Origin of the sequence: Curtobacterium sp. MCBD17_040 (genome assembly GCF_003234805.2) — a bacterium.
Taxonomy (GTDB): Bacteria; Actinomycetota; Actinomycetes; order Actinomycetales; family Microbacteriaceae; genus Curtobacterium.
Window position 1 is genome coordinate 239,370 of record NZ_CP126273.1, and the last position, 14,655, is coordinate 254,024.

Below are 14,655 nucleotides of genomic sequence, written 5' to 3' on the forward strand. Positions count from 1 at the left end.
GGGGACGACGAACGGCTCGGGAACGACGAACGGCTCGGGAACGACGGACGGCCCCGACGATCATCGATCGTCGGGGCCGTCCGCAGCCGCTCTCCGGCTTGGTCCTACTTGTCCTTGAAGCTGTCCGCGACACCGTGCGCGGCGTCCTTGACGTCCGTCACACCCTGCTTCGCAGAGCCCTTGGCCTGGTCGGTCTGGCCCTCGGTCTTCAACCGGTCGTCGCCGGTCGCGTCGCCGAACGCCTCCTTGGCCTTGCCGAGGAGCTTCTCGCCGTTGTTCTTCATGTCTTCCGTGCCTGCCATGGGCTCTCCTTCCGTCGGGGACGGTTGCCGTCCGGGCCACGTCGTGACCAGGACGCCGCTCACCGTACGCGGATGGGAGGACGTGCTCCCAGCGGGTTGCCAGCGATCAGTCGCGCGCAGATCCGGCCGGACGGGAGGCCCGGCGCGAGCCCGTCCGGCGGGCCGGCTTCTCGTCGTGCCACGGCTGGGCGGGCCGCCCCGTCTCGGACGAGTACACCGCGGCCGAGCCGCCACGCGTCACGGAGGACTGTGCGCGGCGACCGCCGCCGGACGTGTGGCCGGTCGACCGCGAGCCGGCCTGGCCGCCACGCCGGGGCTCGCCGCGACGCGCGTCCGAACGATGCCCGGCCTCGTCACCGGAACGGGTCCCGGCGGACCGCTGCGGACCTCCCGATCGACCCTGCGTCGGTTCGCCGGTGGCGGTGCCCTGCCCGGTCCCGCGACCGCCGCGGCGACGGCGACGCCCGGCGCCCTCGGTGGCCGAGGCGGCCACCGCGTCGCCGACGGAGCGCGTGGCGCGCTGCGGCTGGCGCTGCGTGGGCGCGGCCTCCGCGACGTGGCGGATCGGTGCGACGTCCCCGACGAGCTCGGTGACCGCGGCGGACCGTGCGGTCACCTGCTGCGGGCGCGCGCCGATCGACGCCTTCTTGAGCATCTGCGCGACGTCGCGGCGCTGCTCGGGGAGCACGACCGTCACGACGTCACCGGCGGACCCGGCACGGGCGGTGCGGCCCGAGCGGTGCAGGTACGCCTTGTGCTCGGTCGGCGGGTCGACGTGCACGACGAGCTCGACACCGTCGACGTGGACACCGCGTGCGGCGACGTCGGTGGCGACGAGGACGAGCGCGTCACCCGATGCGAAGCGCGCGAGGTTGCGGTCCCGCTGCGGCTGCGACAGGTTGCCCTGCAGGTCGACGGCGGGGATCCCGGCCGCGGTCAGCGACTTCGCGAGGCGCTTGGCGTGGTGCTTCGTGCGCATGAACATGATGCGACGGCCCGAGCCCGAGGCGAGCACCTGGACGAGGTCCTTCTTGTCGTCGGCCCCGGACACCTCGAAGATGTGGTGCGTCATCTGGTCGACGTGCGACGAGGCGTCGTCGACCGAGTGCATGACGGGGGAGTGCAGGAACTGCTTGACGAGCTTGTCCACACCGTTGTCGAGCGTGGCGCTGAAGAGCAGTCGCTGACCATCGGCCGGGGTGGCCTTCATGATCCGCGTGACGACGGGCAGGAACCCGAGGTCGGCCATGTGGTCGGCCTCGTCGAGGACGGTCGCCTCGATGCCGTCGAGCTTGACGTGCCCCTGCTTCATGAGGTCGTCGAGTCGGCCCGGGCAGGCCACGACGATGTCGACCCCACGCGAGACGGCATCGACCTGACGGCCCTGGGAGACACCGCCGAAGATCACGGTGGTGTTGAGGCCCATCGCCTGGGCGAGCGGGGCGAGCACGGCGTCGATCTGGGTCGCGAGCTCTCGGGTCGGCGCGAGGACGAGCGCGCGGGGGTGGCCGCTCCGGCGACGGCGCTGGTCGCCTGCGAGCCGGGCCACGAGCGGGATCGAGAACGCGAGGGTCTTGCCGGAGCCCGTGCGGCCGCGGCCGAGGACGTCCTTGCCGGCGAGGGTGTCGGGCAGCGTGTCGACCTGGATCGGGAACGCGCCGGTCTTGCCCTGCGCGGTCAGGACGTCGACCATGGCGGTCGGGACGCCGAGTTCGGCGAACGAGGTGGTGGGGGCGTCCGTGTCGGTGGACGCGGGAACGGTGGAGTCGGAGGTCACGAGGGCCTTTCGGATGCGCACGGCCGACGGCCGTGCGGAGCGGGACGCCGGCGCGGACGCGCGGGCGGGTTCGCCGCAGTGAGCCAGGCACGGCCCTCCGTTCTGGAGGCCCGGTGCACGATACGCATCGGTCCGGCCGACCATGTGGCCGGGGACCGGGAGAGTCTCGGGGGCGTCGTACGACGCACGAGGCAGTGGAACGCCTCGAGTGCCCCCATCATATCGCCGTCGGCACCGGAGGGCCAGGGCGACGGGTGTCGGACCGCGTCGGACGGGTGCGCGCTCGGCGCGTCAGTCCTGCCAGCGGTCCCGCAGCGCCGCCACCGTCTGGTCGAACGACAGGCCGTCGTGGCGGGCCTGCTCGGCGAGGACCCGAGCGGCGGCGTCGACCGCCTCGGGCACGGCGGCAGGCCGGACCACGCGGGTCCCACCGCCGCGCGCCGTCGTGACGAGACCGGCCTCCTCGAGCAGCCCGTAGGCCTTGGCGACGGTGCCGGGCGCGAGCCGGAGTTCGCCGGCCAGGCCGCGCACGCTCGGCAGGCGCTCGCCGTCGACCAGGTAGCCCGCGGCGATCTGCGCGGCGATCTGCGAGCGGACCTGCTCGTACGGCGGGACCCGTCCGCCGGCGTCGATCGCGACGAGGTGCCCGGTGCCGCTCACCGCACGTCCTCCGCCGCCACCACGCCGGAGCGCTCGCCCACGGGGATCGGGACGGGGACGGTGTTGCCGGGCGGCGCGAGGGGGCACGCCCATGCCGGGTCGTAGGCGCACGACGGGTTGTACGCGAAGTTGAGGTCGACCACGAGGGAGTCAGGGGTGCCACCGAGGTCCGCGCCCTTGATCGTGTCGAGCAGGTAGCGACCGCCGCCGTACGTGCCCCCGGGGCGTCCCGCGTCGGCGTCCTTGACGGGCACGAACAGCCCACCGCCGTACCCGGCGTGCGCCCAGACGTCGAGCGGTCCGACGTCGGGCACCCGCACCAGGCCGACGCGATCGAAGGCGACGATCCCGTCGGTGCCGGTCGGGACGTCGAGGTGCGCGGGCTCGGTCGGCTCGACGGCGAGCTCGAACCGCCAGTCGGGGTCGTACGCCGCCACGGGCAGCCCGGTGAACCCCACAGTGTCCTCGGGGAGGAGCGGGCTGGCGGGGTGCTCCGCGAACATCGCGTCGCGTCCGGCCCGCCACAGCGCGTGCGCCTCGGCCGGGTCCCCGACCGCACGGACCCTGCGGTACAGGTCGAAGGTGCTGCGCCGCCAGTCGATCGTGGCGAAGGTGGCGGCGGTCGTCTCGTCCACGGCGGTGCTCGCGTCGGTCACGGGGGCGAGGGTACGCCCGACGGCGATCCGGTGCCCTCCGCCGTCCACAGGGCGCGCCAGCCGCGCCCGGCTCTGGTCGGCGTCTCCGGAGGACGGAGCATCAGACGGGGGATCGGCCGCGCGCCGCCCAGGTCGGCGCGAGCATCCGCATGCGCAGGCCGCGCCACTGCCACACCACCCACATGCCCGGCCACAGCGCGACGCCGAGCCCCCACGGCCGCGTGCGGTACACGAGCCGGTCGTGCAGCAGGGTCCGTCCGTGCGCGGTCGCCGTGGCCGCCATCCGGTGCCGGATCGTCATCCGCGCGAACAGGCCGGAGATCCCCCCGCCGACGTCGCGCTGCACGGGCACGCCGTCGACCTCGTACCGCTCGAGGTGCACGTGGGTCGCACCGCTCGGCAGCACGCCGAACGCGTCCGCCCGGACCCGGTGGGGCTCGTCGGGGGTCCACCGCTCCGGGAACCCGCCCGGTTCGAGCGACCGGTACACCAGCAGGGGGCGGGTCACGGCGACCATCACGGCGGGGTCGAGCAGGGCCTCCCGGACCGTGGCGACCGGGGCGTCCAGCACCACGCGGAGTCCGACGTGCACGGTTGCCTCAGGCGTGCCGGCCGGCGTGCCGACCCTCGTGGCGGCTGCCCGCGCGGCGGTCGTGGGCGGCGAGCCGCTCACGCAGACCGAGCCGGACCGTGGGCCACTCGCCGTCGGTGATCGAGTAGACGACGGTGTCGCGTCGACTGCCGTCCGGCCCGAGCCGGTGGTTGCGGAGGACGCCGTCGAGCTTCGCGCCGAGCCCCTCGATCGCGGCACGCGACTGCCGGTTGTGCCAGTGCGTGCGGAACTCGACCGCGATGCACTCCCAGACGTCGAACGCGTGGGACAGCATGAGCAGCTTCGCCTCGGGGTTGACGCCCGTGCGCTGCGCCGAGCGCGCCAGGAACGTCGCGCCGATCTCCACGTGCCGGTTCAGCTCGTCGACGTCGAGGAACGTGGTCGCCCCGACGACCCGACCCGTCGGACGGTCACGGATGGCGAACGGGACCATCGTGCCCGCCGCGTGCTCGGCCAGCCGACGGTCGATCTCGCCCTCGACCTCGGCCGGGCGGGGCACGGACGTGTACCAGGTGCGCCAGAGGTCCCCGTCCGCCACCACGGCCCGCAGGTCGTCGGCGTGCTCGTGTCCGAGCGGCTCGAGCGTGACGCGGTCGCCGATGAGGGTCGGGATCGGGTCGATGTCCATGCGGCGATGCTAGTCGTCGCGGCTACAGTGACGGGGTGCACGAGCGTGGACAGACGAAGTACCAGGTCCGGTTCGGGTGGGGCGCCGCGGGCGCGGGTCGCATCGCCGCCGACGCCCACGTGCTCGTGTGGGTCGACGTCCTCCCGACATCGGAGGTCCGGGCCGTCCTGCCGCTCCTCCCCGCGGGCCCCGAGGTCGTGCACGCGGGACTCGCGGACGCGGACCTCGTGGCGGAGCGGGTGCTGGGCCTCCAGGCCGCACTCGGTGACCGGTGCGTCGTCGCCGTGGTCGGCGCCGGTGTCGACGACGACGCGACGGCCGGCGGTGCGGCGCCGTCGCTCGAGGACGCCGGGGAGGCCGTGGCCGATCCCGCCGGCGCACCCGAGCCCGCCGTCGAGGACCTCCTCGCCGCCGGCGCGGTGGTCGACGCGCTCGCCGCTCGGGGCATCGACCACACGTCGCCCGAGGCCGCCGCGGCCTGCGCCGCGTACACGGGCCTGCGGCGTGCCGTCCGGCACCTCCTGACGGCGTCGGTGAGCGCGACGATGCTCGACGCGGTCGGCCGTCACGACCTGGTGGAGGCGGCGCTCGCCGCCCCCGCGACGCTGCGGACCCTGCGCGCCGGGGGCGCCGGCGGCGGACGGGAACACGGTCGCCGCGGGTAGCGTTCCACCACGGGAACGCGGTCGCCCGGGCCGCGGACCGATCGACCCAGGAGGAACCATGAAGGCCGTCGCCAACGGCACCGTGATCGCCGAGGCCCCGCAGGAGGACCTCATCCAGATCGAGGGGAACTGGTACTTCCCGCCGGCGAGCGTGCGGACCGACCTGCTCGAGGAGTCGGACACGCCGTACCACTGCCCGTGGAAGGGCGACACCCAGTACTTCACGGTCCACGCCGGCGACCAGGTCCTGCCCGACCGCGCGTGGTCGTACCCGGACCCGATCCCGTCGTCGTTCGACCGCGTCGGCAAGGACTACAGCGGCTACGTCGCGTTCTGGAAGGAAGTCCAGGTCACCGACTGACCTGACGCGTGCCCCGCGGCCGGATCCGGACGTCCCGGGTCCGGCCGCGCTGCGTGCGGGGACGGGGGCCGGAGGCCTGCCTGCGGGCCACTCGGACGGCAGGCAGGGGCGTGCGGGCCACCTCGGACGGCAGGCAGGGGCGTGCGGGCTCAGCCGTGCAGCGTCAGCCAGATGAGCGCGACGTTGAGCGCGACGATGACGACCGCGATCACCGACGCGAGCACCCGCGTCCCGATCGCGTTGACGTCCGGCCCCATGAGGCTCCGGCGGGACGTGTACGCGACGAGCGGCACGACGGCGAACGCGATGCCGAAGCTGAGGACCACCTGGCTCACCACGAGCAGGACGGTCGGGTCGACCGCGACCGCGAGGAGCACCAGGGCGGGTACGAGCGTCAGGAGGCGCCGGAGCAGCAGCGGGATCCGGACGTGCAGCAGGCCCCGCATGATCTCCGCCCCGGCCATGCAGCCCACCGAGGTCGACGCCAACCCCGACGCGAGGAGCCCGACCGCGAACAGCACGCCCACGACCGGACCCAGGTGTGCCGTGATCGCACGCTGGGCACCGGCGATCGTGTCGGTGCCCCCGACCCCCTGCAGCGTCGCGGCCGCCAGGACGAGCATCGCGACGTTGACCCCGCCCGCGACGACGAGCGCGAGCCCGACGTCCCAGCGGGTGGCGCGGAGCACCCGTCGGCGCTCGGTGCCCGGCGCGGCCGCCGCGTGCCGGTCCCGGCTCAGCGCGGAGTGCAGGTAGACGGCGTGCGGCATGACCGTCGCGCCGAGCATCGACGCCGCGAGCACGACCGACCCCGAGCCCTCGAACCGCGGCACGAGTCCTGCGAGCATCGCCGACGGTGACGGATCGGTGAACACGAGGCCGGCGCAGAACCCCACGGTGAGCACGGCGAGCATGCCCGAGACGACGACCTCGAACGTCCGGGCGCCCCGGCGGGACTGCACGGCGAGCACGACGACCGACACGATCCCCGTGACGACCCCGCCGACGAACAGCGGGAGCCCGAACAGCAGGTGGAGCGCCAGTGCGCCGCCGATCACCTCGGCGACGTCGGTGGCCGCCGCGACGACCTCGGCCTGGGCCCAGAACAGCAGTCGCGCGGGGCGGCGCATGTGCGCGCCGAGCACCTCGGGCAGTGAGCGACCCGTCACGATGCCGAGCTTCGCCGACAGGTACTGCACGACCACCGCGCTCGCGTTCGCCGCGACGAGCACCCAGAGCAGCAGGTACCCGTAGCGCGCGCCGGCGGTGAGGTTCGCGGCGACGTTCCCCGGATCGACGTACGCGATCGCCGCGACGAACGCGGGCCCGAGGAGTGCGAGACCGCCCGCCCGCCGACGCTCCGGCCGCGGGTCGGTCACCGTGCTGCGACGCGCGCGCGGTGCGCGCGGACCTTCTCGCGGTTGCCGCACCGTTGCATCGAGCACCACCGCCGGGTGCCACCGCGCGACCCGTCGTGGAACACGAGTCCGCAGTCGGCGGCCGCGCAGCGGCTCAGCCGACCGGCGTGGTCTCCCTCGACGCCGTCGAACCCGACCTCGGTGAACAGCGCGACCGCGTCACGCGCGATGCTCGACAGGGCCTGCGCGAGTCGGACGCGGTTCGCACCGGCGCGACGACGCCCTCCGGCGAGGGTCGGCGGGACGTCGGGCAGGGCGGCGAACAGGTTGACGGTGTCGATGTCGTCCGGGCGCGGTCTGACCGGGCCGGCGGGTGCGCGGAGGCCCGCGGCCACGACGCTGCCGCCGGCCGTGACGACGGGCGGTGGTGCCGCGGCGACCGCGAGGCGGGCGATCGCGCCCCGGAGCTCGCGCGCGTCGTGCAGTTCACGCTCGCCGGCGCCGACGTCCACCGGTTCGGTGTGCTCGGACAACCACTGGTCGAGGTCGGCGGGCGTCGCGAGCAGTTCGCCGAGGTGCGCCCGCGGCCGGAGTCCGTCCGGGTCGTCGGCGAAGCCGCCCGTGTGGGCGAAGTCGAGCGCGATCCGGCCCGCGTCGAAGAACCACGTCCCGCCGGACTCGGTCCTGATCTGCTGCCCGGTGTGCACGGACACCACGCTAGTCGGTTACGTCGCAGCCGGTTCAGATCAGGCTGCGCGCTCGGGTGTGCGGCGCTGCCAGGTGATCCCGTGCCGGGGGTCGTATCGCCGCGAGCACCGCGCGCACGCCATCGGGCGGTTCGGGGTGCGGTACCGGAAGTGCTCGTGGCCGGCCGGGCACGTCCCGACCCACGGCGCGAGTTCGCTCGCGATGGGCCCGTCGTGCAAGCGCGAGCCGACGTACCCGATGGCCCCCGCTGCCCGTCGCCATGCCGGACCGTGGCCGGCGCGGGCACCCGCGAGCGCGTGGGCGACCTCGTGCAGGAGCACCTGCCGGACCTCGTCGTCGGTCGAGCGCAGGGCGATGTACCGGCTGACGGTGATGCGGCGGCGGCCGAAGTCGCACTGCCCGGCGCGGGTCTTCGCGTTGTCGAGGTCGAACGACCAGCTCCCGGGTTCCAGGTGGGCGTCCATGACCGCGGCGGCGATCTGCCGGACGCGGTCCAGGTCGCTCACCGGGGCAGGTCCCTCCTCGCCGCGGCGGCACGCACGGCGTCGGCTGGATCCGAGCGTCGCGAGGACGAGGGGTTCTGCAGGTGGGCACGCATCGCTTCCTCCACCGCGGCCTTGAGCGCGCTCGTCCGCTCCGGTGATGCCCCCGCGGCACGGAAGGCGTCGTGGGCGCGGTTGAGTGCGGCGCGGGCCTCCTCGTAGCGGTTCAGTTCGTACAGCGACCAGCCCTCGAGCTCGGCGGCGGCACCCTCGAGCTCGTACCACTCCTCGATCGCGGCGGTGCCCCGGGCGGTCGAGGCCTCGGTCACCGCGCGCTCGAACCGGCCGAGGTCGTGCAGCACGTGCGCGCGTCGGATGCGGGCGGACACTCCGTCGGCGCGGTCACCCGTGAAGAGAGCGAGGCGGAACCCCTCCTCGGCCACGGTGAGGGCCTCGTCGAGCCGACCGAGCAGCCGGAGCAGTTCGGCCCGCTCGGCGAGCGCTGCCGTGCTGCGGTTCTGGCCGAGGCGCTGCAGTCGCTCCTGCACGAGGGCGACGTCCACGGCGGGACGGAGGCTGATGGGCGCGAACGTGCTCCCGGGGCTGACTCCGGCGGTCCGCGGCCGCAGGTCCACCGGGTCGGTGTCCCGGGGGCGTCGGTCCGCGCGCGGGTCCCGGGGGCCGGTCGGGCCGGTCGGGTCGGTCGGGAGGGGGCACATCAGGAACGAGGGTAGCCCCGTCGACCTGCGTGCGGGGTGCACTGCGCCCGCTCGGCGGCGACCGTCAGCGGGTCGCTGCGGCGACGACGGCCGTGTAGACCGCGCCGAAGGCGATCGGCCCGAGCACGGCGACGACCACCGCGATGATCCCGAACACGCGGCCGCGGTCCTTGGCGATCGCGATGATGCCCTGCACGAGGGCCCAGATCCCGAAGGCCGTGCCCACGAGGGCGAGGAGACCGCCGGTCGCGATCCCCGCGAGCACGGACGGGTCCTGGCGGATCTTCGCCTGGAGCTCCGACTGGTCGACCACGCCGCCACCGCTGCGGATCTGGTCGGCGAGGCCGGGGATGTGCACCAGGCCCTGGCCGAAGACGATCCCGCCGACGATCCCGAGCGCGAGCGTCACGATGCCGGCGATGAGCGCGATCACGCCGAGTCGACGGGACGGTCGCGCGCCGCCGGCGCTCGCCCACGCCGCGCTGCCGCCGGACGGCTGCCCGTAGGGGTGCTGCGCGTACGGCTGCCACTGCGGAGCGCCGTGCTGGGTGTCGCCCTGGTGCGGCTGGCCGTACTGGGGCTGGCCGTACTGGGGCTGGCCGTACTGCTGGCCGTCGGGCTGTTGGCCGTACTGCTGCCCGTCGTGCTGCTGGCCGTACCGGGGCTGGCCGTCCTGCGGTGCCGGGTCCTGCCGCTCGCCGTACCGGGGCTGCCCGTCCGGCTGCTCGCCGTACCGCGGCTGCCCGTCCCGCGGGGCCTCACCGTGTCGGTCGGCGTCGGGCTGCGGCAGGCGCTCCCCCCACCGGGGTGCGTCGCGGTCGTCGTTGCTCATGGCGGTTCCCCACTCGTCCGGGTCGGTGCGACGCCGGGGTCCCGGCGGCACTGCGCTCATCCTGGCAGGACCGGCGGCCCAGCGGCAGGGGACTCAGCGCCCGCTCGTGAACACGGACCGGTTCGGCTCCGGGGACCCGGTCGCGGTGTCGTCCGACACGACGGCCGCACCGGCGATGAGCGCGGTGAGTTCGGCGCCGTGCACGACCTTGCTCGGGAGCGGGTCGGACGCGAACCGTCGGGGCATGTCGGCGAACGGCAGTTCGGTCGGCGAGGCGAGGAGCACCACGTTCCCGAACCGCCGCCCCTTGAGCATCCCCGTGTCCGCCACGGCCGCCACGGAGGGCAGCACGGCCTGCAGCGTCGCGAGCTGCCCGCGCACGAACGCCAGGCCGGCACCGTCCGCCGCGTTCACCGCGATGATCCCGGTGGGCGACAGGAGCGCGGCGAGCTCCCGGTGGAACTCGATGCTCGTCACGTGGGCCGGCGTCGTCGAGCCGCTGAAGACGTCGACCACGGCGAGGTCGACCGTCCCGGCGAGACCCGCGGGCAGCCGTTCGAGCACGGCGCGGGCGTCGCCGTACCGGACCCGGATGGACGCGTCGCGAGGCAGGGGCAGCTCCTTGCGCACCAGGTCGACGAGGTCCCGCTCGAGTTCGATCACCTGCTGGCGGGACCCCGGGCGGGTGGCCGCGACGTACCGTGGCAGCGTCAGCGCCCCGGCGCCGAGGTGCAGCGCGGTGATCGGCCCCGACGGCAGCAGGTCGATCGCGTGGCCGATCCGCCGCACGTACTCGAAGGCCAGGTGGGTGGGGTCCTCGAGGTCGACGTGCGACTGCGGGGTGCCGTCGACGATGAGCGTGTACGACCCCGGGCGGTGCCGGTCTGGCTCGATCACGGCGATGCCGGCACCGATGCGGATTGCGTCCTCCATGCCCCCATCCTCCGCCTTGCCCCGACGAGCACGATCACCACCCGCCTGCACCCCGGTCCCCACCCGGGGGTGGTGGGGCGTCCGCGACCCGATGACGAGGCTGGATCCCGGTGGTCACGGGAGCGTCCCGACCACCGGGAGGAGACCGTCGTCATGACGCTGCAGGCCATCGGGAACATCGCGCTCGGACTCGCGCTCGTCGCGTTCCTCATGTACCGCCAGACCACCTGGCGCCGCGTCGACCCGACCCGGGTCTGGCGGATGCCGGTCGTCCTGGCCGGCGTCGGCGTGCTCTCGCTCACGCACAGCGGCGTGACCCGCGTCGGCACGGTGGACGTCGCGCTCCTCGTGGTCGAGCTCGTGCTGTCGGCCGCCGTCGGTGCGGTGATGGGCACGATGACGCGGTTCCGGACCGTGGACGCAGGTGGCCCCGGGCGGCCGTCGTCCCTGGAGGCGCGGAGCGGCTGGACCGGCGCGGCGCTCTGGCTCGTCCTCGTCCTGGTCCGCGTCGGGATCGACGTCCTCGGGTCGCAGCTCGGCGCCGTCCTGCTCACCTCGACCGGGGTGGTCCTGCTCGGCATCGCGGCGAACCGGGCCGCCCGCGCGTTCGTCATCGACCGCCGGATCCCGCGCGGACCCCTCGTCCGGGCATGATGGAGCGGTGAACAGCGTGGGCCGCCCCGGCACCGGTTCGACCGACGCCCTGCTGACGGACCGCAACGGAGTCGGCTCCGCACTCAACCTCGTCGGCGTGGTCGTCGTCGCGTGGTCGACGGCCCGGTCCTTCGCCGGCGCGGACGTGCCCGTGCTCGTCGTGGTCGCCACCGGGGTCGCCCTGCTCGCGTGGGCCGTTCGGCTGTTCCTGCCCGGACGTGCCGGCCCGGCCGTCGCCGCGGTCGTGATGGTCCTCCTCGCCGCACCGGGCGTCATGGCGTCCTCGGCCGCCCTCGTCGCACCGATCATGGTCGCGCTCGTCGTCCTCGGAGCGGACCTCGCGCTGCCGGTGTGGCTCGGACCGTCGCTCGCCGCGGTCGCGGCCGTCATCGTCGCGGTCGTGGCGGCCGTCGAGGGCGTCCCGGCACTGGTCCTGCTCGGCGTGCTCGCGGGCCTCGCGGTGGCGGTCCTCATCGGGGTCAGCCGGCGGCAGGCCCGGCTCGCCAGGCGCCGGGAGGAAGCGCTCGCACACCGCGTCGCCGAGGCCGAGGCCGAGCAGCAGCGGTCCGCGTTGCTCGCCGACCGGGCTCGGGTCGCCCGCGACGTCCACGACGTCCTCGCGCACGGACTCGGCGGACTCGTCCTCCAGCTCGACGCGGTCGAGGCCCTCCTCGAGGCCGGGCGGACGGCCGAGGGCACCGCCAAGGCCGCCGATGCCCGCCGTCTCGCCGCGGACAGCCTGGTGGAGGCCCGGCGTGCGGTCGCGGCGCTCCACGATCCGGAGGGGAGGGACGGAGCCGCACCGTCCCTCCCCGCCGCGTCCGGCGCCGTCGCGACCCGCACCGCCATGTCCGGCAGCGACGTGTCCGGCGCCGCCACGTCCGGCCCTGTCGACGCCGGTGCCGCCGTGCCCGACCCTGGCGCATCGGGCGGCGGGCTCGTGCCCCTCGTGGCCGCGCACCGCTCGTTCGGCGGCGCCGTGCTCACCGAGGGCGACCTCTCGCTGCGGGACCTCGACGACGCGCACCGCGCGGTCGTCGTCGCCGCGGCCCGGGAGGCCCTGAGCAACGCCCGCAGGCATGCGCCGGGAGCCACCGTGGAGCTCTCCGTCGTCCACGGTTCCGATGCCGTCGACGTGGTCGTCACGAACCCGCTCGCCAGCGGCGGCCACGGCCTGGTCGGCATGCGGGAGCGGTTCGCGGAGCTCGGCGACGGCTCGGTCGTCCGCGCCGATCGCACGGCGGGGGAGTTCGTCGTGTCGATGCACGTGCCCCACGTGGACGGCGGCCCGCGCTCGTGACCCCGATCCGCGTCCTCGTCGCCGACGACCAGGCGATCGTCCGCGACGGGCTCGTGACGGTCCTGTCGCTCCTGCCCGACGTCGAGGTCGTCGGCGAGGCCGCCGACGGCGCCGCGGCACTCGCGCTCGTGGCGACGGAACGCCCCGACGTCGTCCTCATGGACCTCCGGATGCCCGGGGTGGACGGCGCGACGGCGACCGCTGCGATTCAGCGCGAGCACCCCGGGGTCCGCGTCCTCGTGCTCACGACCTTCGCGGACGACGCCTCGATCGTCACCGCGCTCCGTGCCGGGGCCCGCGGGTACCTGACGAAGGACGCGGGTCGGGCCGAACTCGCGGCGGCGGTCCGAGCCGTGGCGAGTGGGCAGACGACCCTGGACGCGTCGGTGGCGGCGCTCCTCGTGGCGAACCTGCCGGACGCGACCGAGCCGACGACGGGCCTCCCGGCACCGGCGGCGCAGCCGGTGACCGGCGCCGCGGATCCGGGCACGCACCCCCTGGCAGCGCCCTCGCGAGCGGCGGACCCGGCGACACCCGGGGCGCTCCGCACCCGCTGGCCGACGCTCACCCCGCGCGAGGCGGACGTGCTCGCGGCGATCGCGGCGGGTCGCACGAACCCGGAGATCGCCAGCGCGCTGTTCCTGACGGTCCCGACCGTGAAGTCGTACGTGAACCAGGTGTTCGCCAAGCTCGGCGTCCGCACCCGGGCCGAGGCGGTCGCGGTCGTCCTGTCCCCGCGCTCCTGACACCCCTCCGGCCCCTCCCACCCGAGCCGCCCCCGGTGCGGAGCGTAGCCTCCGCTCGTCCCCACCCCGACCCGACAGGAGCACCCGCATGCGTCACGTCACCCTCGGAATCCTCGACGTCGGCCGACTCGGTCTCGGCTGCATGGGCATGAGCGCCTTCTACTCCGGTGCCGCCGCCGACGACGCCGCGTCGACCGCCACGATCCACCGCGCCGTCGAACTCGGCGTCACGTTCTTCGACACCGCCGAGATCTACGGCCCCTACACGAACGAGGAACTCGTCGGCGCGGCCCTCCGCGAGCACCGCGACGAGGTCGTCATCGCCACGAAGGGCGGCAACATCCGGCACCGCGGCGACGGCCAGCGCGGCACGGACGGCAGCCCCGAGAACATCCGCATCGCCGTCGAGGGCTCGCTGCAGCGCCTCGGCACGGACCACATCGACCTCTACTACCAGCACCGCATGGACCCGGACACCCCGATCGAGGACACGGTCGGCGCGTTCGCGGAGCTCATCGAGCAGGGCAAGATCCTGCACTACGGCCTGTCCGAGGCGGCGCCCGAGCGGATCCGAGCCGCGCACGTCGTGCACCCGGTCACCGCCGTGCAGTCGGAGTACTCGCTGTGGACGCGGGACCCGGAGGAGGCCGTCATCCCCGTCCTCCGCGAACTCGGCATCGGCTTCGTGCCGTACTCGCCGCTCGGCCGCGGGTTCCTCACCGGCGCGCTCCGTGACCCCTCGAAGCTCGACGCCGACGACTTCCGTCGGAACAACCCGCGGTTCCAGGGCGAGGCGCTCCAGCAGAACCTGGCGATCGTCGACGAGGTCGAGCGCATCGCCCGCGAGGTCGACGCGACCCCGGCGCAGATCGCGCTCGCGTGGGTGCTCGCCAAGGGCGACGACATGGCGCCCATCCCCGGGACGAAGCGCATCGAGCGGCTCGAGGAGAACCTCGCGGCCGACGACCTCGTGCTGACGCCCGAGCAGATGGCCGCGCTCGACCGGCTCGAGCCGGCCGCGGGCGACCGCTACCCGGACATGTCGGGCCTCAACATCTGAGGACGCGCGCCCCGACGGACGGACGCGGGCAGCGCCTCCTGGCAGTGGGAATGCCGGGAGGCGCTGCCCGCTTATACACTCCGGTGCGGATTCCGGTCAACTACGGACTGGACAGCACCGAAACCGGCGACCTATGATAGAGGTTCGCGCTCCCTGGCATCGGTGTCGTCATATTGCGGTCGACCAAGGCCCCTGGTGCAG

The 14,655-nt window shown here is 74.6% G+C and carries 18 protein-coding genes; 6 read left to right on the forward strand and 12 right to left on the reverse strand.

What is annotated here, in order from left to right; genetic code table 11:
• Positions 1–104: 104 nt before the first annotated feature.
• From DEI94_RS01145 to DEI94_RS01170, 6 genes are all read right to left on the reverse strand, one after another.
• A complete protein-coding gene (locus tag DEI94_RS01145) occupies positions 105–302 on the reverse strand; it encodes a CsbD family protein (protein WP_111011245.1) in 198 nt (65 codons plus the stop codon).
• A gap of 106 nt (positions 303–408) precedes the next feature.
• Positions 409–1,995, reverse strand: a complete 1,587-nt coding sequence (locus DEI94_RS01150; protein ID WP_111027528.1) for a DEAD/DEAH box helicase — start codon at positions 1,993–1,995, stop codon at positions 409–411.
• A gap of 375 nt (positions 1,996–2,370) precedes the next feature.
• Positions 2,371–2,739: a GntR family transcriptional regulator gene (locus DEI94_RS01155; RefSeq protein WP_258368737.1), complete on the reverse strand. Its 369-nt coding sequence runs from the start codon at positions 2,737–2,739 to the stop codon at positions 2,371–2,373.
• Positions 2,736–3,395: a DUF1684 domain-containing protein gene (locus DEI94_RS01160; protein ID WP_258372339.1), complete on the reverse strand. Its 660-nt coding sequence runs from the start codon at positions 3,393–3,395 to the stop codon at positions 2,736–2,738. Before DEI94_RS01160 ends, DEI94_RS01155 begins: the two co-directional genes overlap by 4 nt.
• Positions 3,396–3,495: 100 nt before the next feature.
• Positions 3,496–3,987, reverse strand: coding sequence for a hypothetical protein (locus DEI94_RS01165; protein ID WP_146244476.1), 492 nt, complete (start codon positions 3,985–3,987; stop codon positions 3,496–3,498).
• A gap of 7 nt (positions 3,988–3,994) precedes the next feature.
• The gene (locus DEI94_RS01170; protein WP_111027518.1) at positions 3,995–4,636 is read right to left on the reverse strand and encodes a GNAT family N-acetyltransferase; all 642 of its coding nucleotides are present in this window, start codon (positions 4,634–4,636) and stop codon (positions 3,995–3,997) included.
• Positions 4,637–4,671: 35 nt separating this feature from the next.
• Here DEI94_RS01170 and DEI94_RS01175 point away from each other — a divergent pair, with 35 nt between their 5' ends.
• Positions 4,672–5,301 carry a hypothetical protein gene (locus DEI94_RS01175; RefSeq protein ID WP_111011249.1) on the forward strand — a complete coding sequence of 210 codons (630 nt, stop codon included), beginning with the start codon at positions 4,672–4,674 and terminating at the stop codon, positions 5,299–5,301.
• A gap of 58 nt (positions 5,302–5,359) precedes the next feature.
• Positions 5,360–5,662: a DUF427 domain-containing protein gene (locus DEI94_RS01180; protein ID WP_111011250.1), complete on the forward strand. Its 303-nt coding sequence runs from the start codon at positions 5,360–5,362 to the stop codon at positions 5,660–5,662.
• Positions 5,663–5,811: 149 nt separating this feature from the next.
• Here DEI94_RS01180 and DEI94_RS01185 read toward each other — a convergent pair whose 3' ends face one another.
• The 6 genes from DEI94_RS01185 to DEI94_RS01210 all read right to left on the reverse strand — a co-directional run bounded on the left by DEI94_RS01185 (position 5,812) and on the right by DEI94_RS01210 (position 10,694).
• Positions 5,812–7,041 carry an Nramp family divalent metal transporter gene (locus tag DEI94_RS01185; RefSeq protein WP_111012106.1) on the reverse strand — a complete coding sequence of 410 codons (1,230 nt, stop codon included), beginning with the start codon at positions 7,039–7,041 and terminating at the stop codon, positions 5,812–5,814.
• On the reverse strand, positions 7,038–7,727 hold the full coding sequence (locus DEI94_RS01190; RefSeq protein ID WP_258368739.1) for a CGNR zinc finger domain-containing protein: 690 nt from the start codon (positions 7,725–7,727) through the stop codon (positions 7,038–7,040). The genes DEI94_RS01185 and DEI94_RS01190 overlap by 4 nt, the downstream gene beginning before the upstream one ends.
• Positions 7,728–7,766: 39 nt before the next feature.
• On the reverse strand, positions 7,767–8,234 hold the full coding sequence (locus DEI94_RS01195) for a SprT-like domain-containing protein (protein WP_111011252.1): 468 nt from the start codon (positions 8,232–8,234) through the stop codon (positions 7,767–7,769).
• A complete protein-coding gene (locus DEI94_RS01200; RefSeq protein ID WP_111011253.1) occupies positions 8,231–8,929 on the reverse strand; it encodes a tetratricopeptide repeat protein in 699 nt (232 codons plus the stop codon). The genes DEI94_RS01195 and DEI94_RS01200 overlap by 4 nt, the downstream gene beginning before the upstream one ends.
• Positions 8,930–8,993: 64 nt before the next feature.
• Positions 8,994–9,761, reverse strand: a complete 768-nt coding sequence (locus DEI94_RS01205; protein WP_181441876.1) for a DUF4383 domain-containing protein — start codon at positions 9,759–9,761, stop codon at positions 8,994–8,996.
• 93 nt (positions 9,762–9,854) lie between these two features.
• Entirely contained in the window at positions 9,855–10,694 is an 840-nt protein-coding gene (locus tag DEI94_RS01210) for a spermidine synthase (protein ID WP_111027519.1), read from the reverse strand.
• Between the two features lie 153 nt (positions 10,695–10,847).
• On the opposite strand from DEI94_RS01210, the gene DEI94_RS01215 reads away from it, so the two are divergent.
• The 4 genes from DEI94_RS01215 to DEI94_RS01230 all read left to right on the forward strand — a co-directional run bounded on the left by DEI94_RS01215 (position 10,848) and on the right by DEI94_RS01230 (position 14,454).
• Positions 10,848–11,348 carry a hypothetical protein gene (locus DEI94_RS01215; RefSeq protein ID WP_111011256.1) on the forward strand — a complete coding sequence of 167 codons (501 nt, stop codon included), beginning with the start codon at positions 10,848–10,850 and terminating at the stop codon, positions 11,346–11,348.
• A gap of 7 nt (positions 11,349–11,355) precedes the next feature.
• On the forward strand, positions 11,356–12,648 hold the full coding sequence (locus DEI94_RS01220) for a histidine kinase (RefSeq protein ID WP_111027520.1): 1,293 nt from the start codon (positions 11,356–11,358) through the stop codon (positions 12,646–12,648).
• Positions 12,645–13,394 carry a response regulator transcription factor gene (locus DEI94_RS01225; protein ID WP_111120531.1) on the forward strand — a complete coding sequence of 250 codons (750 nt, stop codon included), beginning with the start codon at positions 12,645–12,647 and terminating at the stop codon, positions 13,392–13,394. The genes DEI94_RS01220 and DEI94_RS01225 overlap by 4 nt, the downstream gene beginning before the upstream one ends.
• Before the next feature lie 88 nt (positions 13,395–13,482).
• Positions 13,483–14,454, forward strand: a complete 972-nt coding sequence (locus DEI94_RS01230) for an aldo/keto reductase (protein WP_111027367.1) — start codon at positions 13,483–13,485, stop codon at positions 14,452–14,454.
• Positions 14,455–14,655 lie beyond the last annotated feature (201 nt).